General features: G+C 65.6%; 21 protein-coding genes. 14 read left to right on the plus strand and 7 right to left on the minus strand.

The window, feature by feature from the left end; genetic code table 11:
* The first annotated feature begins 10 nt into the window (after positions 1-10).
* The 4 genes from gatB to BLS61_RS03500 all read left to right on the plus strand — a co-directional run bounded on the left by gatB (position 11) and on the right by BLS61_RS03500 (position 3,525).
* Positions 11-1,456, plus strand: a complete 1,446-nt coding sequence (gene gatB / locus BLS61_RS03485; protein WP_090427379.1) for an Asp-tRNA(Asn)/Glu-tRNA(Gln) amidotransferase subunit GatB — start codon at positions 11-13, stop codon at positions 1,454-1,456.
* Positions 1,457-1,524: 68 nt separating this feature from the next.
* The gene (locus BLS61_RS03490; protein ID WP_090427382.1) at positions 1,525-1,947 is read left to right on the plus strand and encodes a septal ring lytic transglycosylase RlpA family protein; all 423 of its coding nucleotides are present in this window, start codon (positions 1,525-1,527) and stop codon (positions 1,945-1,947) included.
* Between the two features lie 91 nt (positions 1,948-2,038).
* Positions 2,039-3,133, plus strand: a complete 1,095-nt coding sequence (locus BLS61_RS03495) for a calcium/sodium antiporter (RefSeq protein WP_090427385.1) — start codon at positions 2,039-2,041, stop codon at positions 3,131-3,133.
* Positions 3,134-3,135: 2 nt separating this feature from the next.
* Positions 3,136-3,525, plus strand: coding sequence for a carboxymuconolactone decarboxylase family protein (locus BLS61_RS03500; RefSeq protein WP_090427388.1), 390 nt, complete (start codon positions 3,136-3,138; stop codon positions 3,523-3,525).
* Positions 3,526-3,605: 80 nt separating this feature from the next.
* Here BLS61_RS03500 and BLS61_RS03505 read toward each other — a convergent pair whose 3' ends face one another.
* The 4 genes from BLS61_RS03505 to BLS61_RS03520 form a co-directional block, all read right to left on the minus strand.
* Positions 3,606-4,127: a hypothetical protein gene (locus BLS61_RS03505; protein WP_090427391.1), complete on the minus strand. Its 522-nt coding sequence runs from the start codon at positions 4,125-4,127 to the stop codon at positions 3,606-3,608.
* Positions 4,128-4,171: 44 nt separating this feature from the next.
* Positions 4,172-5,113, minus strand: a complete 942-nt coding sequence (locus BLS61_RS03510; protein WP_090427395.1) for an AEC family transporter — start codon at positions 5,111-5,113, stop codon at positions 4,172-4,174.
* A gap of 425 nt (positions 5,114-5,538) precedes the next feature.
* Positions 5,539-6,099, minus strand: a complete 561-nt coding sequence (locus BLS61_RS03515) for a response regulator transcription factor (protein WP_090427398.1) — start codon at positions 6,097-6,099, stop codon at positions 5,539-5,541.
* A 15-nt stretch (positions 6,100-6,114) separates the two neighbouring features.
* Positions 6,115-7,368 (minus strand): ATP-binding protein, encoded by a 1,254-nt coding sequence (locus BLS61_RS03520; protein WP_090427401.1) that lies wholly within the window; start codon positions 7,366-7,368, stop codon positions 6,115-6,117.
* Positions 7,369-7,556: 188 nt separating this feature from the next.
* Between BLS61_RS03520 and BLS61_RS03525 the strand changes: the two genes are divergently transcribed.
* The 7 genes from BLS61_RS03525 to BLS61_RS03555 all read left to right on the plus strand — a co-directional run bounded on the left by BLS61_RS03525 (position 7,557) and on the right by BLS61_RS03555 (position 16,140).
* Positions 7,557-8,270, plus strand: coding sequence for an SIMPL domain-containing protein (locus tag BLS61_RS03525; RefSeq protein ID WP_090427404.1), 714 nt, complete (start codon positions 7,557-7,559; stop codon positions 8,268-8,270).
* Between the two features lie 225 nt (positions 8,271-8,495).
* Positions 8,496-10,094: an ABC transporter substrate-binding protein gene (locus BLS61_RS03530; RefSeq protein WP_090428054.1), complete on the plus strand. Its 1,599-nt coding sequence runs from the start codon at positions 8,496-8,498 to the stop codon at positions 10,092-10,094.
* 157 nt (positions 10,095-10,251) lie between these two features.
* Positions 10,252-11,847 (plus strand): ABC transporter substrate-binding protein, encoded by a 1,596-nt coding sequence (locus BLS61_RS03535; RefSeq protein ID WP_090427407.1) that lies wholly within the window; start codon positions 10,252-10,254, stop codon positions 11,845-11,847.
* Between the two features lie 199 nt (positions 11,848-12,046).
* A complete protein-coding gene (locus tag BLS61_RS03540) occupies positions 12,047-13,057 on the plus strand; it encodes an ABC transporter permease subunit (protein WP_090427411.1) in 1,011 nt (336 codons plus the stop codon).
* Between the two features lie 114 nt (positions 13,058-13,171).
* Positions 13,172-14,077: an ABC transporter permease subunit gene (locus BLS61_RS03545; protein ID WP_090428057.1), complete on the plus strand. Its 906-nt coding sequence runs from the start codon at positions 13,172-13,174 to the stop codon at positions 14,075-14,077.
* Positions 14,078-14,179: 102 nt separating this feature from the next.
* A complete protein-coding gene (locus BLS61_RS03550; RefSeq protein ID WP_090427415.1) occupies positions 14,180-15,172 on the plus strand; it encodes an ABC transporter ATP-binding protein in 993 nt (330 codons plus the stop codon).
* The gene (locus BLS61_RS03555; protein ID WP_090427418.1) at positions 15,169-16,140 is read left to right on the plus strand and encodes a peptide ABC transporter ATP-binding protein; all 972 of its coding nucleotides are present in this window, start codon (positions 15,169-15,171) and stop codon (positions 16,138-16,140) included. The genes BLS61_RS03550 and BLS61_RS03555 overlap by 4 nt, the downstream gene beginning before the upstream one ends.
* A 259-nt stretch (positions 16,141-16,399) precedes the next feature.
* On the opposite strand, the gene BLS61_RS03560 is transcribed toward BLS61_RS03555, so the two are convergent.
* A complete protein-coding gene (locus tag BLS61_RS03560) occupies positions 16,400-17,572 on the minus strand; it encodes an HD-GYP domain-containing protein (protein ID WP_090427421.1) in 1,173 nt (390 codons plus the stop codon).
* A 169-nt stretch (positions 17,573-17,741) separates the two neighbouring features.
* Between BLS61_RS03560 and ada the strand changes: the two genes are divergently transcribed.
* Positions 17,742-18,764: a bifunctional DNA-binding transcriptional regulator/O6-methylguanine-DNA methyltransferase Ada gene (ada, locus tag BLS61_RS03565; RefSeq protein ID WP_090427424.1), complete on the plus strand. Its 1,023-nt coding sequence runs from the start codon at positions 17,742-17,744 to the stop codon at positions 18,762-18,764.
* Positions 18,765-18,957: 193 nt separating this feature from the next.
* On the opposite strand, the gene BLS61_RS03570 is transcribed toward ada, so the two are convergent.
* Complete coding sequence (locus BLS61_RS03570; protein WP_090427427.1) at positions 18,958-19,509, minus strand: DJ-1 family glyoxalase III; 552 nt, start codon at positions 19,507-19,509, stop codon at positions 18,958-18,960.
* A gap of 200 nt (positions 19,510-19,709) precedes the next feature.
* Here BLS61_RS03570 and BLS61_RS03575 point away from each other — a divergent pair, with 200 nt between their 5' ends.
* On the plus strand, positions 19,710-21,002 hold the full coding sequence (locus BLS61_RS03575; RefSeq protein WP_090427430.1) for an NCS2 family permease: 1,293 nt from the start codon (positions 19,710-19,712) through the stop codon (positions 21,000-21,002).
* A gap of 303 nt (positions 21,003-21,305) precedes the next feature.
* Positions 21,306-22,394, plus strand: a complete 1,089-nt coding sequence (trmA, locus tag BLS61_RS03580) for a tRNA (uridine(54)-C5)-methyltransferase TrmA (RefSeq protein ID WP_090427434.1) — start codon at positions 21,306-21,308, stop codon at positions 22,392-22,394.
* A 61-nt stretch (positions 22,395-22,455) separates the two neighbouring features.
* Here trmA and BLS61_RS03585 read toward each other — a convergent pair whose 3' ends face one another.
* Positions 22,456-22,839: a DUF4345 domain-containing protein gene (locus tag BLS61_RS03585; RefSeq protein ID WP_090427438.1), complete on the minus strand. Its 384-nt coding sequence runs from the start codon at positions 22,837-22,839 to the stop codon at positions 22,456-22,458.
* Positions 22,840-22,880 lie beyond the last annotated feature (41 nt).

Below are 22,880 nucleotides of genomic sequence, written 5' to 3' on the forward strand. Positions count from 1 at the left end.
GAATAGACAGATGCAATGGGAAACCGTAATCGGGCTCGAGATCCACGCTCAGCTCAGCACCCAATCGAAGATCTTCTCGGCCAGCGCCACCAGCTTCGGCGCCGAGCCCAACACCCAGGCCAGCCTGATCGACCTCGGCATGCCCGGCACCCTGCCGGTGCTCAACGCCGAGGCGGTGCGCATGGCGGTGAAATTCGGCCTGGCGATCGACGCGCACATCGCGCCGCAGAACGTCTTCGCCCGCAAGAACTACTTCTATCCGGACCTGCCCAAGGGCTACCAGACCAGCCAGATGGATCACCCCATCGTCGGCAAGGGCCATCTGGACATCACCCTGGAAGACGGCACCGTCAAGCGCATCGGCATCACCCGCGCGCACCTGGAAGAGGATGCCGGCAAGAGCCTGCACGAAGACTTCCACGGCATGAGCGGCATCGACCTGAACCGCGCCGGCACGCCGCTGCTGGAGATCGTCTCCGAGCCGGACATCCGTTCGGCCAAGGAAGCCGTGGCCTACGTGAAGGCCATCCACGCCCTGGTGCGCTACCTGGGCATCTGCGACGGCAACATGGCCGAAGGCTCGCTGCGCTGCGACTGCAACGTGTCCGTGCGCCCGAAAGGCCAGGAAGCCTTCGGCACCCGCGCCGAGATCAAGAACGTCAACTCGTTCCGCTTTATCGAGAAGGCGATCAACCACGAGATCCAGCGCCAGATCGAGCTAATCGAGGACGGCGGCAAGGTGGTGCAGGAAACCCGCCTGTACGACCCGAACAAGGACGAAACCCGCTCCATGCGCGGCAAGGAAGAAGCCAACGACTACCGTTACTTCCCCTGCCCCGACCTGCTGCCGGTGGTGATCGAGCAGAGCTTCCTCGACGAGGTGCGCAGCCAGCTGCCGGAGCTGCCGACACAGAAGCGCGAGCGCTTCCAGAGCCAGTACGGCCTGTCCACCTACGACGCCAGCGTACTCTCGGCCAGCCGCGAGATGGCCGAATACTTCGAAGAGGTGACCAAGGTCTGCGGCGATGCCAAGCTGGCGGCCAACTGGGTGATGGGCGAGCTGTCCAGCCTGCTCAACAAGGAAGGCCTGGAGATCGAGCAGTCGCCGGTTTCCGCCGAGCACCTGGGCGGCATGATCCTGCGCATCAAGGACAACACCATCAGCGGCAAGATCGCCAAGATGGTGTTCGAGGCCATGGCCGCCGGTGAAGGCAGCGCCGATGCGATCATCGAGAGCAAGGGGCTCAAGCAGGTCACCGACAGCGGCGCCATCGAGGCGATGCTCGACGAGGTGCTGGCCGCCAATGCCGAGCAGGTCGAGCAGTACCGCGCCAGTGACGAAGCCAAGCGCGGCAAGATGTTCGGCTTCTTCGTCGGCCAGGCCATGAAGGCCTCCAAGGGCAAGGCCAACCCGGGGCAAGTGAACGAACTGCTGAAGAAGAAGCTCGAAGGCTGAGCCAGGCCGTTTCGCTTGCTACTGAAAAACGCCGGGTTCCCCGGCGTTTTTTCATGGAGAAAGAACAGATGACGATCCGTAGCCCGGATGCGATCCGGGAACCTTCATTGCCTCGCATTGCATCCGCGCTGCGCAGCTGCGCATTACTCGGCGCACTCGCCCTGCTCAGCGGCTGCTCCACGTTCGGCGGCGGTGCAGGTGGCAGCGAAACCGGCAAGGCTTCCTACTACGCTCAGGCGCACCACGGCAAACGCACCGCCAGCGGCGAGCGCTTCGATCAGAATGCCCTGACCGCGGCACATCGTACCCTGCCCTTCGGTACGCGAGTGCGGGTGACCAACCTGAACAATGAACGTAGCGTCGTAGTACGAATCAATGATCGTGGGCCTTTCGTACGCGGCCGCGTGATCGACGTTTCACGTGCAGCTGCCGTGCGCCTGGACATGTTGCGCGCAGGCGTGGTGCCGGTGCGGGTCGAGGCGCTGGACTGACCAACAATTGGCAACAAAATCTTTCTGGCGCATCTAGCGGCGGATAACGCCATCGCTACACTAGCCGCACTTTTCCCGGAGCTACCCTGCAATGACCCTGATGACCTATGTCTACCTGATCGCCGGCCTGGTACTGCTGGTCGCCGGTGCCGAAGTACTGGTGCGCGGCGCCGCCAAGCTGGCCGCGCAGTTCGGCATTCCGCCCCTGGTAATCGGCCTGACCGTGGTGGCCTTCGGCACCAGCGCGCCGGAAACCGCGGTCAGCGTGCAATCAGCCTTCAACGGCAGTGGCGACCTGGCCATCGGCAACGTGATCGGCAGCAATATCGCCAACGTATTGCTGATTCTCGGCATGACCGCCCTGGTCGCGCCGCTGATCGTCTCGCGTCAGCTGATCCGCCTCGACGTGCCGATCATGATCGGCGCCAGCCTGGTGGTCTATGCCCTTGCCTGGGATGGCGCGCTGAGCCGCCTCGATGGCGCCCTCCTGTTCGCCGGCGTGCTGGCCTACACCGGGTTCCTGATCTACAGCGCACGCAAGGAAAACAAGAGCGACGATGACGAGTTCGCCAAGGAATTCGGCCTCGACGAACAACCCAAGCCCTACGCCTGGGCGATCAACCTGGGCCTGGTCATCGTCGGTCTCGCGCTGCTGGTCGGCGGCTCCAATCTGCTGGTCGAGGGTGCCGTGCAACTGGCCCGCGCCCTGGGCCTGTCGGAACTGGTGATCGGCTTGACCGTAATCGCCATCGGCACTTCGCTGCCGGAGCTGGCCACCTCGATCATCGCTGCCTTCAAGGGCGAGCGCGACATCGCCGTGGGCAATATCGTCGGCAGCAACATCTTCAACCTGCTGTGCGTACTGGGCCTGGCCTCGCTGGTTTCGCCTGCCGCCATTCCGGTAGCGGCCAATGCCCTGGCCTTCGACTTCCCGGTGATGATCGCCGTGGCCGTGGCCTGCCTGCCGATCTTCTTCAGCGGTTATCGCATCAATCGCTGGGAAGGCCTGCTGTTTCTCGCCTACTACGTGGCCTATACCCTGTACCTGGTGTTGTTCAGCACTGGCCGCCCGCAGGCCGAAAGCTTCGGTGATGCCATGATCGGCTACGCGCTGCCGCTCACCGCCATCACCCTGGTGATCATTACCGTGCGTTCCTGGCGCAGCCATCGCAAGGCGGGGATCTGAACATGAGCGACAACCATGAACGCGGCCTGCAGGTGCGCCGTGAAGTGATGGGCGACGCGTTCGTCGACCGCGCCCTGGGCAACGCCACCGAGTTCAGCCAGCCGCTGCAGGATTTCGTCAACGAGCATGCCTGGGGCGGTGTGTGGACGCGCAGCGGCCTGCCGCGGGCGACGCGCAGCCTGATCACCCTGGCGGCGCTGACCGCGCTGAAGTGCCCGCAGGAACTCAAGGGCCACGTGCGCGGCGCGCTGAACAACGGCTGCACCGTCGAGGAAATCCGCGAAACCCTGCTGCATTGCGCCGTATATGCCGGCGTCCCGGCCAGCATCGATGCCTTTCGCGCGGCGCAGGAAGTGATCGAGGAGCATCAGAACAGCGCATCTCAAAGCTAGCGGGCCGCCTGCGTACGAATGCTGCGGGAAGTGACGCACATCCTGTGCCCACTTTCTGGCCCGGCCTCTGACGCAGAACTTCACATATGCTGGCGAACCTGACGCGTATCGGGCCCCAGTTCAGCCAGTAGTGACTGGATCATCACCTCATCCGGCCACCAGTTGCAGAAGCCCACCCCCAGGTTGCCGAAGGCCCAGGGCATGGGCAGGAACTGCCAGTCGTGCAAGCGTCCGGCCTGCAGACAGACCGGACAGTTCAGCGTCGCATCGTCCTGGCCGGCGAACCATTTATCGACAGCCTCGTCCCAGACGATTTCATCAGCCGCGCTGACTTGCCTGCAGCTAGGGCAGGCCAGTCCTTCCAGGCCACAGTCACCGGCATGGAATACGGTACGCTCCTGTACGAGCTGGACGCCGCAGTAGTCGATACCGTGGTCGAATCCCTGCGCATCGTCCCCTGGTAGATAAAGGCCACTGCGTGGACAAAGCTGCGCCGCGACGATCTTTCGCTCGATCATCCAGTCCAGCAACGACCGCCCCAGCACATGCGCTTGCTCGTCACTGGGGCAGGTCACAACAAACCAGTGGATGGAATCACTCATTTTTCTTCTCCTTGAAAAACCGAGTTCAGACGAGTACCGAAAAGCTATATCCAGCCCCCCCACTGCAGCAACAGCAGGCCGATATTGGTAGTGACCACCGCCGCCAGGGTGGTGATGACGATGATGGCTGCGGCCAGCTCATGGTTGGCGCCCACCGCGCGGGCCATGACGAAGCTGGCCGCCGCCGTCGGGCTGGCGAAGTAGAGAAACAGGATCGCCAGGTCCGCCCCACGAAAGCCCAGCAGCCAGGCGCCTGAGGTGCTGAGCAGCGGCAGCCAGACCATTTTCATCATGCCCGAGCCAATGGCCGTGCCGCTGCTGCGACGCAGCGAAGCCAGGCTCAGGGTGCCGCCGATGCAGATCAGCGCCAGCGGCAGGGTCATCTGCGCGAAGTACTCGGCCGAAGTGAGAAACCACTGCGGCAGCGGGATTTTCCAGTAGGCGATCGGTACCGCCAGCAGCACGCCGATGATCATCGGGTTGCTCACGATGCTGCGCACGATGGCCCTGGCACCGGGCTTGGCGCCCGGGCTGTAGATGGCCAGCACGACCGCCGAGAGCGCGTTGTAGCAGAGGATCACCAGCGCCGCGAGCAGCGAGCCCACCGACAGGCCGTAGTCGCCGTACATGCTGGTAGCCAGCGCCAGGCCGACGATGCCGTTGTTGCCGCGAAAGGCGCCCTGGGTGTAGATGCCGCGGTCTTCGAACGGCACGCGCCAGATCGCCCAGGCCCAGGCGACGAAGAACGACGCGGTGGTGGCGAGAAAGAAGTAGGTCAGCAGCTGCGGCTGCATGGCCGCGTCCAGGTCGGCCTTGACCACGCCGAGAAACAGCAGGGTCGGCATGGTGCCGCGAAACACCAGACTCGAGGCGGTATCGATGAAGGGCGTATCGATCCAGCGCAGGCGCTTGAGCGCCACACCGAGAAACAGCATGGCGAACACGGGCGCGGTGATGGCGAGGGTTTGTGCAGCGACGGCGAGCATGGCGACACCAGCAGGTTGTCTGACGACCTATGTTAGCTGGCTAAGCATTTATCGGCTATGGGCAAAACCGGGCAGTTGTAGGATTGGTTTTAGCCCATGCGAATGCATCGGTGAGTTCAGACTCCTTCTGTGGCCTTCCCTGGTGGGCTGAAGCTCCTGTAGGGTGGGCTTTAGCCCACGCGAACCGCGTCGGTATGTTCAGGCACATCCTGCGGCCTATCTCTGGTGGGCTGAAGCCCACCCTATGCAATGGTGGGCTGAAGCTCCCTGTAGGGTGGGCTTTAGCCCACGCGAACCGCGTCGGTGTCTTCAGGCATATCCTGCAGCCTACCTCTGGTGGGCTGAAGCCCACCCTACGCACTGAAGCCCACGGGTAGAAGAAGATCGCCGCACGGGGTAGGCGGCGGGTCTGGGTATGCGAAGGCTCAGCGGCGCACCGGGCGTTTCTGCAATTTGCGCTGCAGGGTGCGGCGGTGCATGCCCAGGGCGCGGGCGGTGGCGGAGATGTTGCCCTCGTGTTCGGCCAGCACGCGCTGGATGTGCTCCCACTGCAGGCGATCCACCGACATGGGGTTTTCCGGCACCAGGCTGTCGAGGTCGGCATGCTCGGAAAGCAGCGCGGTGAGCACGTCGTCGGCATCGGCCGGCTTGCACAGGTAGTTGGCCGCGCCGCGCTTGATCGCCTCCACTGCGGTGGCGATGCTGGAATAGCCGGTGAGGATCACCACGCGCATCTCGGCGTCCAGTTCCAGCAGCTTGGGCAGCAGCACCAGGCCAGAGTCGCCTTCCATCTTCAGATCGACCACGGCGTAGTCCGGCAGGTCTTCCTTGGCCAGCGCCAGGCCCTCGTCGGCGCTGGAGGCGGTGGACACGCGCAGGCCGCGGCGGCTCATGGCGCGTGCCATCACGCGGGTGAAGGTGGGGTCGTCATCCACCAGCAGCAGGTGCGGATGCTCTTCGCCTTCGAACAGGGATTCTTCGCTCATGCTTGGTTTTCCTAGTCAGGCCACGCCGTAGGCTCGCGGCAACTTCAATTCGGTGAGGGTGCCGCCTTCCTCATGGTTATACAACTTAACCGTGCCGCCGGCACGGGTCACGCTGGCCTGGCTGAGGAAGAGGCCAAGGCCGAAGCCCTTGCCCTTGGTGGTGAAGAAAGGCCGCCCCAGCTGTTCGGCGATGGCCAGCGGCACGCCGGCGCCGTGGTCACGGATGCTCAGGCGCAGCCACTGGTGATCCCAGTCCAGGCGGATGTCCAGCTTGTCCGGGCAGGCGTCGGCAGCGTTGTTGAGCAGGTTGAGCAGCGCCTGGGTCAGATCCGCCGGCGGCATGATGCGCGGCGGCGTGCCACGGCCCAGGCATTGGTAACGATAGCTGGCCTCGGGGCGCATCAGGTGCCAGCGGTTGAGGGTGGTTTCCAGCCACTCCACGCAGGACTGCTCGATGACCGCCTGGCGCCGGTCGTTCTCGGCGGCGCGCACCAGTTGCTGCAGGGTGAACTTGCACAGCTTGACCTGCTCCTGCAGCAGCGCCAGGTCGTCCTGCAGCGCCGGGGTATCGCGATATTCCTGGCGCAGCTCCTTGAGCAGCACGCTCATGGTGCCCAGTGGCGTGCCCAGTTCGTGGGCGGCGCCGGCGGCCTGGGTGGCCACGGCCAGCAACTGTTGATCGCGCAGGCTTTCCTCGCGGCGCTCGGCGCGCAGCTCGTCCTGACGGCGCAGCTCCTCGGCCATCTTGGCAACGAAGAAGGTGATCAAGGACGCCGCCAGGGCAAAGCTCAGCCACATGCCGTAGACCAGCAGGCTCTCGCGGGCGGCGGGCAGCTCCATCGGGTGGGTCCACACCAGCAGCAGCGTATAACCCGCCAGCGCCAGGCCGGCCAGGACGATGGTGAACAGCCAGGGCAGCGTGGCCGCAGCGATGGTCAGCGGCACCAGATAATAGGAAACGAAGGGGTTGGTCGAACCGCCCGAGTAGTACAGCAGCACGCTGTGGATGATCAGATCGAAGCCCAGTTGCACCGCGTACTCGACCTCGGTCACCGGCCAGGGGCCGCGCAGGCGCAACGCCGTGCCCAGGCACAACAGCAGCGAAACGCCAAGGGTGACCGACAACTGCAACCAGGGCAGCGGTATCATCCCCGACTTGTAGGCGAGCCCGACCGAGCCGGCCTGAGCGGCCAGCACCAGAATTCGGATAAGGGTCAGACGCCAGAGGTTCTGGCGACTGGCGGAGAGTAACTGCACGGGTTCGAGCATGGCGACTCCAGTTGATGGCGGCGAGTATAACCAAGCCTGCTGCGGCCTTGCGCCGCTGCGGCAACCGGACGCACGAATCACGCCAGGGCCCGCGCCAAAAAAATTCGCACCGCTTTAACCCGAATCCCCACCCGCGCTCGTCTACCCTCGGGAAACGGCCATCGAGGCCACTGAAAAAGGAACTGCACATGCGCAACATGCCCCGTATCGCCTCCGTCCTCGCCCTGACCATCGCCAGCCTGGCCAGCACCGTCCTGCTGGCTGACGAGGCGCGCTACAACCAGATCGCCCTGCGCGCCGAGGTGAACCAGGAGGTCGCCCACGACCTGATGCACGTCACCCTCTACACCGAAGCGCAGCACGCCGATCCGGCCAAGCTGGCCGCGGAAGTCACCAGCACGCTGAACAAGACGCTGGAGCAGGTGCGCCAGGTGCGCGGCGTATCGGTCAAGCTGGGCAGCCGCCACAGCTACCCGGTGTACGACGACAAGGGCCAGAAGATCACCGCCTGGCGCGAGCGCGCCGAAGTGCGCCTGGAAAGTGCCGACTTCGCCCGCCTGTCGGCGCTGACCGGCGAGCTGCTGCAATCGATGAAGATGGGCGGCATGGACTTCAGCATCGCCAGCGACACGCGCAAGACCCGCGAGGACGCCATGCTCAAGGACGCCGTCGAGGCCTTCAGGGCGCGCGCCCAGCTGGCCACCGAAGCACTCGGCGGCAAGGGCTACAAACTGGTCAGCCTGAACCTCAGCACCGGCGGTTTCCAGCCGCCGATGCCGATGCGCGCCTATGCCGCCAAGGGCATGGCGATGATGGAGGCTGCCCCGGCCCCGGAAATCGAAGCCGGCACCAGCCAGGTCACCGTCAGCGCCGATGGCGTCATCGAAGTGCAGATGCCCTGAACCACGCCCCGCAACAACGCAAACGCCGTTATCGTCAGATAACGGCGTTTCGCCATCTTTTCCCCGCAAAATTTCATAAATGCGACAGCAAGTTACAACGCTGTAGCGCTAACCATTTTCCGCGTGACGTAGCGCTTGCCTCGGGCACAGGGCCTGCATAGTTTCGGCGGTGGTCTCCATAAGAGGCTCCTCAGGGATCACAACCACAACAACGATGAGGTCATGATGCGCAAGAACGCCATTATCCAGGCTTTGCTTACCGCTGGGCTTATCGCCAGCGCCCCCCTCGCCAGCGCCGCCAACCTGGTGTTCTGTTCCGAGGGCAGTCCCGCCGGCTTCGACCCCGGCCTGTACACCACCGGTACCGACTTCGACGCCGCGGCGGAAACCGTCTTCAACCGCCTGACCCAGTTCGAGCGCGGCGGCACCCAGGTCGAGCCTGGCCTGGCCGAGAGCTGGGAGGTGTCCGACGACGGCCTGACCTACACCTTCAAGCTGCGCCCCGGGGTGAAGTTCCACACCACCGAGTACTTCAAGCCCAGCCGCGAATTCAATGCCGACGACGTGCTGTTCACCTTCGGCCGCATGCTCGACAAGGACCATCCCTTCCGCAAGGCTTACCCCACCGAGTTCCCCTACTTCACCGACATGGGCATGGACAGCAACATCGCCAAGCTGGACAAGCTCGATGACATGACCGTGCGCTTCACCCTCAATGAAGTGGACGCCGCCTTCGTGCAGAACCTGGCGATGAGCTTCGCCTCGATCCAGTCCGCCGAGTACGCCGACCAGTTGCTCAAGGCCGGCAAGGCCGCCGACATCAACCAGAAGCCCGTCGGCACCGGCCCCTTTGTGTTCAGCCGCTACCAGAAGGACGCGGTGATTCGCTACAAGGGCAACCCGGATTACTGGAAGCCCGAGGACGTGAAGATCGACAACCTGATCTTCGCCATCAACACCGACGCCTCGGTGCGCATGCAGAAGCTCAAGGCCGGCGAATGCCACGTCACCCTGTTCCCGCGCCCGGCCGACATCGCCTCGCTGCAGCAGGACGCCAAGCTGCAGATGCCCGAGCAGGCCGGCTTCAACGTCGGCTACATCGCCTACAACGTCACCCACCCGCCGTTCGACAAGCTGGAAGTACGCCAGGCGCTGGACATGGCGGTGAACAAGCAGGCGATCCTCGACGCCGTTTACCAGAATGCCGGCCAACTGGCAGTCAACGGCATGCCGCCGACCCAGTGGTCGTATAACGAGGACATCAAGGACCCGGCCTTCGACCCGGAAAAGGCCAAGGAGCTGCTCAAGGCCGCCGGCATCAAGGAAGGCACCGAAATCACCCTGTGGGCCATGCCGGTGCAGCGCCCGTACAACCCCAACGCCAAGCAGATCGCCGAGATGCTGCAGGCCGACTGGGCCAAGATCGGCATCAAGGCGCGCATCGTCAGCTACGAGTGGGGCGAATACCTCAAGCGCGCCAAGGCCGGCGAGCATGACGCCATGCTGATCGGCTGGAGCGGCGACAACGGTGACCCGGACAACTGGCTCGGCACCCTCTATGGCTGCGACGCGGTCGACGGCAACAACTTCTCCAAGTGGTGCTTCGAGGACTACGACAAGCTGGTCAAGGCCGCCAAGCGCACCACCGACGTCGACAAACGCACCGAGCTGTACAAGCAGGCCCAGGTGATCCTCAAGCGCGAGGTGCCGATCACCCCGCTGGCCCACTCCACCGTGTACCAGCCGATGCGCAAGGAGGTGCAGGACTTCCGCATCAGCCCGTTCGCGCTCAACTCCTTCTACGGTGTAAGTATCGGCAAGTGAGGCTACGCGGCGCTCGCTAGGGCGCTGTCAGGGATCGTAGGGTGCGCCGTGCGCACCGCGTTCAGAGCATCTGAAACCTGGTGCGCACGGCGTACCCTACGGCTCCCGCACAACGCTGCGATACCCATTAACGCGCCTTCCTCACCAAGGAGTTGCCATGTCAGCCCTGCTTTTTCCGCGCGGCGGCCTGCTGCTGGCCGCGTTGCTTGCCGCTCAGGCGCAGGCCGCCAATCTGGTGGTGTGCAGCGAAGCCAGCCCGGAAGGTTTCGATATCGTCCAGTACACCGCTGCGACCACCGCCGACGCCACGGCGGAAACCCTGTTCGAACGCCTGGTGGCCTTCGCCCCAGGCAGCACCGACATCGTCCCGGCGCTGGCGCAAAGCTGGGAAATCAGCAATGACGGCCTGAGCTACACCTTCACCCTGCGCCAGGGGGTGAAATTCCATGCCAACCAGGATTTCACGCCAAGCCGCGCATTCAACGCCGACGACGTGCTGTGGAGCTTCCAGCGCCAGCTCGACCCGGCGCATCCCTGGCACAAGCTGTCGCTGCGCGGCTTCCCCTATGCCGAGGCCATGGGCCTGGCGCAACTGATCGAGCGCATCGAAAAGCTCGACGAGCATCGCGTGCGCTTCGTCCTGAAGCATCCCGAGGCGCCTTTCCTGGCCAACCTGGCCATGGGCTTCGCCTCGATCTATTCGGCCGAATACGCCGAGCATCTGCTCGCCAGCGGCAAGCCCGAACGGCTGAACAACGCCCCCATCGGCACCGGCCCCTTCGTCTTCGAGCGCTACGCCAAGGACGCCCAGGTGCGCTTTCGCGGCAACCCGGACTACTGGGACGGCGCACCGGCCATCGAACGCCTGGTGCTGGCCATCACCCCCGAACCCAACGTGCGCCAGCAACGGCTCAAGGCCGGCGACTGCCAGATCGCCCTCTACCCGCGGCCGGTGGACATCCCGGCGCTCAAGGCCGATCCGCAACTCAAGGTGCTGGAGCTGGATTCGCTGCTGACCGCCTATATCGGCATCAACACCCGCCATCGGCCGCTGGATGACGTGCGCGTGCGCCAGGCGATCAACCTGGCGTTCGACAAGGCTGCCTACATTCACGCGCAGTTTGGCGAGGGCAACGCCACGCCGGCCGTGGCGCCCTACCCCGCCACGCTCTGGGGCCATGACGAAACGCTGCAGGACTGGCCGCACGATCGCGAACGCGCCCGCCAGCTGCTCGCCGAGGCCGGCCACGCCAATGGCTTTTCCCTGTCGATCTGGACCCGCCCCGGCGGCGGGCCGACCAACCCCAACCCCGGCATCGGCGCGCAGATGCTGCAGGCCGATCTCGCCGCCATCGGCATCCGCAGCGACATCCGCGTGTTCGAGTGGGGCGAGCTGATCAAGCGCGCCAAGAACGGCGAGCATGACCTGGTGTTCATGGGCTGGGCCGGCGACAACGGCGACCCGGACAACTTCCTCACCCCCAACCTGTCCTGCGCTGCGGCCGAGAGCGGCGAGAACCAGGCGGGCTGGTGCGACAAGGCCTTCGATAGGCTGATCGCCCAGGCCCGCCGCGAACCCGAGCAGGAAAAACGCGCCGCGCTGTATCGCCAGGCCCTGGCCATCTTTCACGAGCAGGCGCCGTGGGTTGCCCTGGCCCATCCCAAGCAGTTCGCCGCGCTGCGCAAGGGCGTCGAGGGCTTCGTGCTCAGCCCCATGGGCTCGAACAATTTCGCCAGGGTGAAAGTGCCGTGAGCCCTTGCCGCCCGGCTTTTATGGAAGGAGCGGCTGTGGGAGGGGCTTTAGCCGCGAGCCTGTCGCCGCTAAAGCGCCTCCCACGGGATGTGTCCGACCACCAGACTGTCCCGGATTGCATCCGGGCTACGCAACTCTCACAACAACGCCGGGCCACGCAGTCCGGTACCCGCTTCCAGCCACGGAGTAGAACCGCCTGATGCTGTCATTCATTGCCAGACGCCTGGGGCTGTTGATCCCCACCTTCTTCGGCGTCACCCTGCTGACCTTCGCGCTGATCCGCCTGATCCCTGGTGATCCGGTGGAGGTGATGATGGGCGAACGCCGCGTCGACCCCGAGATGCACGCCCAGGCCATGGAGCGCCTGGGCCTGAACAAGCCGCTGTACCAACAGTACCTCGACTACATCGGCCAGCTCGCCAGCGGCAACCTGGGCGAGTCGCTGCGCTCGCGCGAAAGCGTGTGGAGCGAGTTCCTCACCCTGTTTCCCGCCACCGTCGAGCTGGCCCTGGCGGCCTTGCTGTTCGCCGGCACCCTGGGCCTGATCGCCGGGGTGGTCGCCGCACTCAAGCGCGGCTCGCCGCTGGATCACGGGGTGATGGGCATCGCCCTGACCGGCTATTCCATGCCGATCTTCTGGTGGGGCCTGCTGCTGATCATGTTCTTCTCGGTGTGGCTGGGCTGGACGCCGGTTTCCGGACGCATCGACCTGCTCTACGACATCCCGCCCGTCACCGGTTTCATGCTCATCGACACGCTGCTGGCCGACGAACCCGGCGCCTTCGGCGACGCCCTGCGCCATCTGATCCTGCCGGCCATCGTGCTCGGCACCATCCCGCTGGCGGTGATCGCGCGGATGACCCGTTCGGCCATGCTCGAGGTGCTGCGCGAGGACTACATCCGCACCGCCCGGGCCAAGGGTCTGTCGCCGGCGCGGGTGGTGTTCGTGCACGGCCTGCGCAACGCGCTGATCCCGGTGCTGACCGTGTTCGGCCTGCAGGTCGGCACCCTGCTGGCCGGTGCGGTGCTCACCGAAACCATCTTCTCCTGGCCCGGCATCGGCAAATGGCTGATCGAAGCCATCGGCGCACGCGACTACCCGGTGGTGCAGAACGGCATCCTGCTGATCGCCTGCCTGGTGATCCTGGTCAACTTCACCGTGGATGTCCTGTATGGCCTGGCCAATCCACGCATTCGCCATCAGAAGTAAGGAAAGCGCGATGAATCGTCTTGTCGGGTGTCGCGGGGCCGCCCAGGCCGTGCGCACCAATAGCGGCGACCAACCATCGGTGCGCACGGCGCACCCTATCCAGGGGGCATGCTCATGACCATGACCTCCACCAACCTCGATCAGAGCCTGCTCTACCCCTCGCCAATGAAGGAATTCTGGCAGGCCTTCGCCCACAACAAGGGCGCCCTCGCAGGCCTGGCGTTCATGCTGCTGATGGTGTTCTGCGCCCTGTTCGCACCCTGGGTCGCACCGCACGATCCCAGCGAACAGTACCGCGACTTCCTGCTCACCCCGCCTGTGTGGCTGGACGGCGGCCAATGGCGCTTTCTGCTGGGCACCGACGAACTGGGCCGTGACCTGCTCTCGCGGCTGATCCACGGTGCGCGCCTGTCGCTGGTGATCGGCCTGGCCTCGGTGCTGCTGTCACTGATTCCCGGCATCCTCCTGGGCCTGGCCGCGGGATTCTTCCCGCGCCTGCTCGGCCCGTCGATCATGCGCCTGATGGACATCATGCTGGCGCTGCCCTCGCTGCTGCTGGCGGTGGCCATCGTCGCCATTCTCGGCCCGGGGTTGATCAACACCATCTTCGCCATCGCCATCGTCTCGCTGCCGTCCTACGTACGCCTGACCCGCGCCGCCGTGATGGGCGAGCTGGGGCGCGACTACGTCACCGCCGCGCAACTGGCCGGTGCCGGCCTGCCGCGGCTGATGTTCGTCACCGTGCTGCCCAACTGCATGGCGCCGCTGATCGTGCAGGCCACGCTGAGCTTTTCCTCGGCAATTCTCGATGCCGCCGCGCTGGGCTTTCTCGGCCTTGGCGTACAACCGCCGACGCCCGAGTGGGGCACCATGCTGGCCTCGGCGCGCGACTACATCGAACGCGCCTGGTGGGTGGTGACCCTGCCCGGTCTGGCCATCCTGCTCAGCGTGCTGGCCATCAACCTGATTGGCGACGGCTTGCGCGATGCGCTCGATCCGAAATTGAAGAACGCCGCCTGAGGAGGCCCATATGCACAAGATGATCCCGGTGCGCATGGCGCACCCTGCTGCACAGCCCCACAGGGTCTGTCGTGCACACCACAGCGCACTGGAGAGCACACCATGAGCCTGCTGGACATCCGCAACCTCTCGGTACGCTTCGGCGCGGCCGACGCCACGCCGGTGGTCGACGGCCTCGACCTCAGCGTGGACAAGGGCGAGGTGCTGGCCATCGTCGGTGAGTCCGGCTCCGGCAAGTCGGTGACCATGATGGCGCTGATGGGCCTGATCGATGCGCCCGGCATCGTCCAGGCCGACTGCATGCAGTTCGACGGCACCGACATGCTGCGCCTTAAGGGCCGCCAGCGTCGGCATATCGTCGGCAAGGACCTGGCCATGGTCTTCCAGGACCCGATGACCGCACTCAACCCCAGCTACACCGTGGGCTTCCAGATCGAGGAAGTGCTGCGCCAGCACCTTGGCCTGAAGGGCAAGGCGGCGCGCGCACGAGCGCTGGAACTGCTCGAGCGGGTGGAGATTCCCGGCGCCGCGAGCCGGCTCGATGCCTACCCGCATCAGCTTTCCGGCGGCATGAGTCAGCGTGTGGCGATCGCCATGGCGATCGCTGCCGAACCCAAGCTGCTGATCGCCGACGAACCCACCACCGCGCTGGACGTGACCATCCAGGCGCAGATCATGGAGCTGCTGCTGAACCTGCAGCGCGATGAAGGCATGGCCCTGGTACTGATCACCCACGACCTGGCGGTGGTCGCGGAAACCGCTCAGCGCGTCTGCGTGATGTACGCCGGACAGGCGGTAGAACTCGGCCAGGTACCGACCCTGTTCGATGCGCCCAGCCACCCCTATACCGAAGCGCTGCTCAAGGCGCTGCCCGAGAGGAGCGTGGGCGAACACAGCGCAGGCGCCAGCCGCCTGGCCACCCTGCCCGGCATCGTCCCCGGTCGCTACGACCGCCCGATAGGTTGCCTGCTGTCACCCCGCTGCCCCTACGTGCAGGAGCGCTGCCAGCAGCAACGCCCCGCCCTGGAGCCGCACGAGCGTGGCGCCGCGCGCTGCTTCTTCCCTCTTCAACCCACGACGGAGGTGGCCCGATGAGCACCGTACTGCAAGCCCATGAGCTGACCCGTCACTACAGCGTCTCGCGCGGCCTGTTCAAACCGGCGGCGACCGTGCAGGCGCTCAATGGCGTGTCCTTCAGCCTGCAGGCCGGCAGGACCCTGGCGGTGGTCGGCGAATCCGGCTGCGGCAAATCCACCCTGGCCCGCGCCCTGACCCTGATCGAGGAACCCAGCGCCGGCAGCCTGCAGATCGCCGGCCGGGAAGTGGCCGGCGCCAGCAAGGCCGAGCGCAAGCAGCTGCGCCGCGATGTGCAGATGGTGTTCCAGAACCCCTATGCCTCGCTCAACCCGCGGCAGAAGGTCGGCGACCAGTTGGCCGAGCCGCTGCTGATCAACACCGACCTCTCCCGCGCCGAACGTCGCGAGCGGGTGCAGGCGATGATGCAGCAGGTAGGCCTGCGTCCCGAGCACTACCAGCGCTACCCGCACATGTTCTCCGGTGGTCAGCGCCAGCGCATCGCCCTGGCCCGCGCCATGATGCTGCAGCCCAAGGTGCTGGTGGCGGACGAGCCGACCTCGGCGCTGGACGTGTCGATCCAGGCGCAGGTGCTCAACCTGTTCATGGACCTGCAGGAAGAGTTCGACACCGGCTACGTGTTCATCTCGCACAACCTGGCGGTGGTGCGCCACGTCGCCGACGACGTGCTGGTGATGTACCTCGGCCGTCCGGTGGAGATGGGCGCATCGGAATCGCTCTACAGCCGCCCGCTGCATCCCTACACCCGCGCGCTGCTGTCGGCGACGCCGGCCATCCATCCCGATGCGGACAAGCCGCGGATGAAAATCAGCGGCGAGCTGCCCAATCCGCTGAATCCACCCTCCGGCTGCGCCTTCCACAAGCGCTGCCCGCATGCCGACGAGCGCTGCCGCGCCGAGCGCCCGGAGCTGCGCCTGATCGATGCGCGGCAGGTAGCCTGCCATCATGTGGAGCGGATCGTCGATTGATCCCTGCAATGGCCACGCAGGTCGCTAAGTCTCGTCACCCATGGCATATCGGTTCAGCGCCCGGCCTCGTGGGAGGGGCTTTAGCCGCGACGCTTTCAGCGCATTCAAGGTCGCTCGCGGCTGAAGCCCCTCCCACGGTTCAAGGCAGCGAAGGATCATCCGTGTCGCGACACCAGGGTGCCGTGGGCCGAATAGGCCGCGCACGGCAGACGCGATGCCAGCGCCGCGCATAGCGCACCCTGCACGAGTCGGCACTGCGTCAGGATGTCGGCGGCAAGGTCAGTTCGATGCTTTCGGCCAGAGAATCTTCCAGGCGCTGCAGCTCGACGCCAACCGCTGCGGCATCGTCGGCCAGGGTTTCGGCGATATGCAGGAACTCCGGCGTCGCCTCGACGAAGGCCAGCACCACCATGGGGTCGAAACGCGTGCCGCTGGCCGCACAGATCTGCGACACCGCCTGCTCCGCGCTGATGGTTGGCAGGTAGGCATGCGGGCAGGTCAGTTCTTCGAAGTGGCCCACCAGCGCCATCAGCCGAGCCGACAGCGGAATCTGCTCGCCGAACAGGCCCTGCGGATAGCCCTTGCCATCCCAGCGCTCGTGCTGGCCGTAGACGATGTCCTTGGCGTCGGAGAGGAAGTCGGTGATGCTGCCCAGCTTGCGCTCGGCCCGCTCCAGCGCATCGCGCCCGGCGATCACGCCTTCGCTCAAGAGCCGCAGGTCACTCTCGTCCGGCTCGCCATGGGCGAGCAGAATGCGATCTGGCAGCGTCATGCGGTCGATCACGTGCAGCATGGCCGACTTGCCCAACTGGGCGATGCGCTCCTCGCTCAACGTTTCGGACAGGGCCGGCTGCTGCCGTGCCAGGGCCGTGGCCAGGCAGGTCATGTAGCGTTCGATCCGCGCCAGGCGACGACTGCGCGGGTTGTCGCGCATCACCGCGACGCTGGCCATGGCCTCGATGGTGACGTCCTGCAGGCGCTGGATGTCGCGAGTGCGGCGTTTGACCTCGAGTTCCAGGTACTCGCTCTTGTCGCGCAGGTAGTCGGTGGCTGCCTTGAGCTGCAGCTGCGCTCGCACGCGGGCGAGCACGATGGGTGGGCTGACCGGTTTGGTGATGTAGTCGGCGGCGCCGAGGTCGAAGCCCAGTTGCTCGTCGGCGGCATCGCTTCTGGCCGTCACCAGAATCAGCGGGATATAGCGGGTCTGCGGATCGTGCTTCAGCTCGCGGCACAGCGCGTAGTCATCCTGCCAACTGAGCAGGATCAGGTCTGGCTGCGGTCGCGACCTGGCCGCCGCCAGCGCCTCCTCATTGCCCACCAGTTTCACCTGATAACGATCGACCAGCAGCGCACCGAGCCGCTGGCGCGCGTCCACGGCATCGTCCACCACCAGAATCAGTTCCTGCTCCGGCCTATCGAGCATCCCGCGCATGGCGACCTCCGTTGGCACCCGCCTATCCTCATTAAAGGCGCTGGGCGGTATTTGCGCTCAGGCCGTTACACAAATGACCTCGCCACAGGTTTGAAAGTGCAATACGGATTGGCAGAGCAGCGACGCCAGCCGACAATCGCCCGCAGAAACTTCTTCAGAAGGGCAACCCATGCTCGACCCGGAACGCTGCTGGCAGGCAGTCTGCGAACGCGACGAGGCGTTCGACGGCCGCTTCGTCTTCGCCGTACGCAGCACCGGCATCTATTGCCGGCCGAACTGCCCGGCGCGGCGACCGCGGCGCGACAACGTCAGCTTCCATGCCGATGCCGCGAGTGCCGAAGCGGCCGGCTTTCGCCCCTGCAAGCGCTGCTCGCCACAAGGCCAGAGCCCGGCACAACAGCTCGACGCGCTGATCGCTGCCGCCTGCGAGCTGTTGCGCGGCGAGCAACGGCTGACGTTGCCGAGTCTGGCCGCTCGCATCGGTCTGTCGCCTTCGCATCTGGCCCGGGCGTTCAAGGCGCGTACCGGGATGACACCCAATGCCTGGGCCGCGGCGCAGCGGCGCCAGCGCCTGGAGGCCCATCTGCCGGAAGCCGGCAGCGTGCTCGACGCGGCCCTGGCCGCCGGCTACTCCGGCACCCGTGCCCTGTATGAAAAACCCCAGGCGCTGACGCCGGCGCAGCGCCGCCAGCGTGGTGCGGGTGAGCACCTGCGTTACAGCATCGCCCCCTGCCCGCTCGGCCAGGTGCTGCTGGCGACTAGTGACCGGGGCGTCTGCGCGCTGCTGTTTGGCGATGATCCACAGGGGCTGCGCGAGGAGTTGCAACAGCGCTTCGCCGCCGCCCGCCTCGAAGAGGATGCAGAGAGTTTGCGCAGCTGGCTGCAGCAGGTACTGGCGCAGCTCGAAGAACCCCGGCGCGCCGCCCACCTGCCGCTGGACATTCGCGGCAGCGCGTTCCAGCAACGCGTGTGGCAGGCGCTGCAGGACATTCCCCGCGGCGAAACCCGCAGCTACGCCGAGCTGGCCGGACAACTGCATAGCCACCCGCGCGCCGTGGCCCGCGCCTGTGCCAGCAACACCATCGGCCTGCTGCTACCGTGCCACCGCGTGGTGGCCAGCGATGGCAGCCTCAGCGGCTACCGCTGGGGATTGCAGCGCAAGCGCCAACTGCTGGAGCAGGAGCAGTCGTAGGGCATCGCGGATTCTCGGTGCGCGCGGCGCACCCTACCCTTCGATGCGCACAAACGGCCGTAGGGTGCGCCGTGCGCACCGGTGCTCCCGGGTTTCTATACCAGCTCGTAGGGTGGGCTTCAGCCCACCACTCCTGGACGGCGCCTTGCGTAGCCCGGATGCAATCCGGCGAACAAATTCAGCGCCGCGTCCCTTACACCAGCATTGCCTTGGCCACCTCGCTACGCGCGCTGCGGCCAACCAGTTGCTCGACCAGGGCCAGCGCAAAGGCCAGCGCCGTTCCCGGCCCCTGGCTGGTGATGCAGTTGCCGTCGACCACCACCGCCTCGTCGACGAAGGTGCAACCGCTGAGGCGATCGCTGAACGCCGGGTAGCAGGTCATGCGCCGCTGCCGCAGCACGCCGTACTGCTGCAGCGCCAGGGCGGGCGCAGCGCAGATGGCGGCGAACAGTTCGCCGGCCTTGGCCTGCCTGCGCACCCGCTCGGCCAGCGGTTCGAACTCGGCCAGGCGCTGCGCGCCAGGCATGCCGCCGGGCAGCACGATCAGGTCGAAATCCTGGGCCAGTACGTCCACCAGCATGGTGTCGGCGGTCAGGCGCGTGCCACGGGCGCAGGTGATCATCCGCCGCTCTTCGATGCTCGCCACCAGCACCTCCACGTCGGCGCGGCGCAGCACGTCGATCAGGGTCACGCATTCCAGATCCTCGACGCCATCGGCGACGGCAATCAGTGCTCGCTTGCTCATTTCTCGACTCCTTCAGGCACAAAACGAAACTGTCCAGCCGGTCATGAAAAGGCCGAAAAGACCATAAATTCACCCGGCAAAACCTTGCTGGTATGATGCGCGGCTTTTGCAAGATCGAGCAATTTTCCGGCCCGTACGGACGAATGTGCTTTGCTGTCTGCAGACCAATTTCGGCGCGTTCGCGCCTTGGGGGAGCCACCATGCTGGAAAGACTGTTCCAACTCAAAGCCCACAACACCACGGTGCGCACCGAGGTTCTGGCCGGGATCACCACCTTCCTGACCATGGCCTACATCCTCTTCGTCAACCCCAACATGCTGGCCGAGACCGGCATGGACCATGGTGCGGTATTCGTCGCCACCTGCCTGGCCGCCGCCATCGGCTCGCTGGTGATGGGCCTGTTGGCCAACTACCCGATCGCCCTGGCGCCGGGCATGGGCCTCAACGCCTTCTTCACCTACACCGTGGTCATGACCATGGGCTACAGCTGGCAGACCGCCCTGGGCGCGGTGTTCCTCTCCGGCGCGATCTTCTTCCTGCTGTCGATCTTCAAGATCCGCGAGTGGATCATCAACAGCATCCCCCTGGCCCTGCGCGCCGGCATCGCCGCGGGTATCGGCCTGTTCCTGGCGATCATCGCGCTGAAGAACGCCGGCATCGTGGTCGACCACCCGGCCACCCTGGTCGGCCTGGGCGACATGAGCAAGGGCGGCGCGCTGCTGGCCTGCCTGGGCTTCTTCGTCATCGCCGCGCTGGCCTACCGCAAGGTCACCGGCGCGGTGATGATCGGCATCCTGCTGGTCACCGGCCTGTCCATCGCGCTCGGCCTGTCCGAGCTGCCGGGCGTAATCTCCATGCCGCCGTCGCTGATGCCGACCCTGCTGCAACTGGATATCGCCGGCGCGCTGGATATCGGGCTGGTCAGCGTGATCTTCGCCTTCCTCTTCGTCGACCTGTTCGACACTTCCGGCACCCTGGTGGGCGTCGCGCAGAAGGCCGACCTGCTGGACAAGGACGGCAAGATGCCACGCCTGGGCCGCGCGCTGATGGCCGACAGCACCGCCACCATGGCTGGAGCCGCGCTGGGCACCAGCACCACCACCAGCTACATCGAATCGGCGGCCGGCATCAGCGCCGGCGGGCGCACCGGCCTGACCGCCTGCGTGGTCGCCGCGCTGTTCCTGCTCAGCCTGTTCTTCGCCCCGCTGGCCGGCTCGGTGCCGGCCTACGCCACCGCCCCGGCGCTGCTGTTCGTCGCTGTGCTGATGATGAGCGCCCTGGCGCAGATCGACTGGGACGACCTGACCGTCGCCGCCCCGGTGGTGGTCGCCGCCCTGGCCATGCCGCTGACCTTCTCCATCGCCAACGGCATCGCCTTCGGCTTCATCGCATGGACCGCGGTCAAGGTGCTGTCCGGCCGCTGGCGTGAACTGAACCTGGCGATGTGGGTGCTCTCTGCCCTGTTCATCGTCAAGCTGGCCTACTTCGCCTGATCAGCACACAAGGTAGGCGGCAACGGGTGTAGGGTGGACATCGCTTTTCATGTCCACCGATACCTTCTCTCCGGCCACACAAACGGTGGATGAAAAAAGCGTCATCCACCCTACGACACCCCACCGGCCAACACGGAGGGTGGACATCGCCTTTCATGTCCACCAATAGCGTTCCTGCGACATCACTAAAGGGTGGATGAAAAGCACAATCCACCCACGGCGCAGCGCCGACGAGTAACCCAAGGCACGCGGCCACCGCCTCCGCTACAATGGCGCCCCGTTTTCCTGCCCCATGAGTGACCGATGAGCCGCCCCGCATTCGACCCCGCCACCTACGACGCCCAACTCGCCGAGAAGAAGGCCCGCCTGGTCGAACTGCTGGCGCCCTTCGCCGCTCCCGAGCCCGAGGTATTCGAATCGCCGCGCGAGCACTACCGCATGCGCGCCGAGTTCCGCCTGTGGCGTGAAGACGGTCAACGCCACTACGCCATGTTCGCCCCGGGCGACAAGCACACGCCGATCCTGCTCGACGACTTCCCCATCGCCAGCCGGCGCATCAACGAACTGATGCCGCGTCTGCGCGCCGCCTGGCAAGCCAGCGAAACGCTGTCGTTCAAGCTGTTCCAGGTGGAATTTCTCACCACCCTGGCTGGCGATGCGCTGATCACCCTGGCATACCATCGCCCGCTGGACGAGGCATGGCAGGCCGCGGCGGAAAAACTGGCCGCCGAGCTGAACGTCAGCCTGGTCGGCCGCTCCCGTGGCCAGCGCCTGGTGATCGGTCGCGACTACGTGGAAGAAGAATTGAGCGTAGCCGGACGCACGTTCCGCTATCGCCAGCCGGAAGGCGCCTTTACCCAGCCCAACGGCCGAGTGTGCGAAAAGATGCTCGGCTGGGCCCATGACGTGCTCGGCGAGCGTGATGACGATCTGCTGGAGCTGTACTGCGGCAATGGCAACTTCACCCTGCCGCTGGCTACCCGCGTACGCCGCGTGCTGGCCACCGAGATCAGCAAGACCTCGGTGAACGCCGCCCTGGCCAACCTGGCTGATAACAGCGTGAGCAACGTCGAGCTGGTGCGCCTGTCCGCCGAGGAGCTGACCCAGGCGCTGAACGAGGTGCGCGCCTTCCGCCGCCTGGCCGGCATCGACCTGAAAAGCTATGCGTTCGGCAGCGTCTTCGTCGATCCGCCGCGCGCCGGGATGGACCCGGACACCTGCGAGCTGACTCGCCGTTTCCAGCGCATCCTGTACATCTCCTGCAACCCGGAAACCCTGGCCGCCAACATCGCCCAGCTCAATGACACTCACAAGATCACGCGCTGCGCGCTGTTCGACCAGTTCCCCTACACCCACCATATGGAAGCGGGTGTGTTGCTGGAACGGCGCTGAGCCCCCTCGCCGCCTGGATGCAATCCGAGATTTGCCTGCAGGATCGCATCCGGGCTACGGCTCAGCGTGACAAGCCGCGCAGCGCCCACCAGGCCAGTGCAGCCGAAACCGCTTCGAGCAGCAGGGCATAGAGGTTGAAGGTCTGCTGCGCGCCACCGTCCAGCCACAGCCCGGCGAGGCGCGCCAGGGCCAGCACGCCGTACAGCAGCACCAGCAGGATCAGCGCCGGACGCAGCAGGTCCAGACGCAGCAGCGCCATCACCAGATAGGCCGCCAGCCCCAGCTGCAGCCCGCCATAGTAGGCCCGTACTTCGGTGACCGCGGCGTTGCCCATCAGCAGTGCGCCGCTGAAGCTGGCCATTTCCTCAGGACGGATGAAATAGGCCAGCCCCAGTACGCCGAGCGCGGCGATCTGGATCAGCAGGACGATTCGAGCGAACAGCATTGGCGAGCTCCATTCATTGGCCACTCACGCAGCATAGGCGC

Origin of the sequence: Ectopseudomonas guguanensis, from assembly GCF_900104265.1 — a bacterium.
Taxonomy (GTDB): domain Bacteria; phylum Pseudomonadota; class Gammaproteobacteria; order Pseudomonadales; family Pseudomonadaceae; genus Aquipseudomonas; species Aquipseudomonas guguanensis.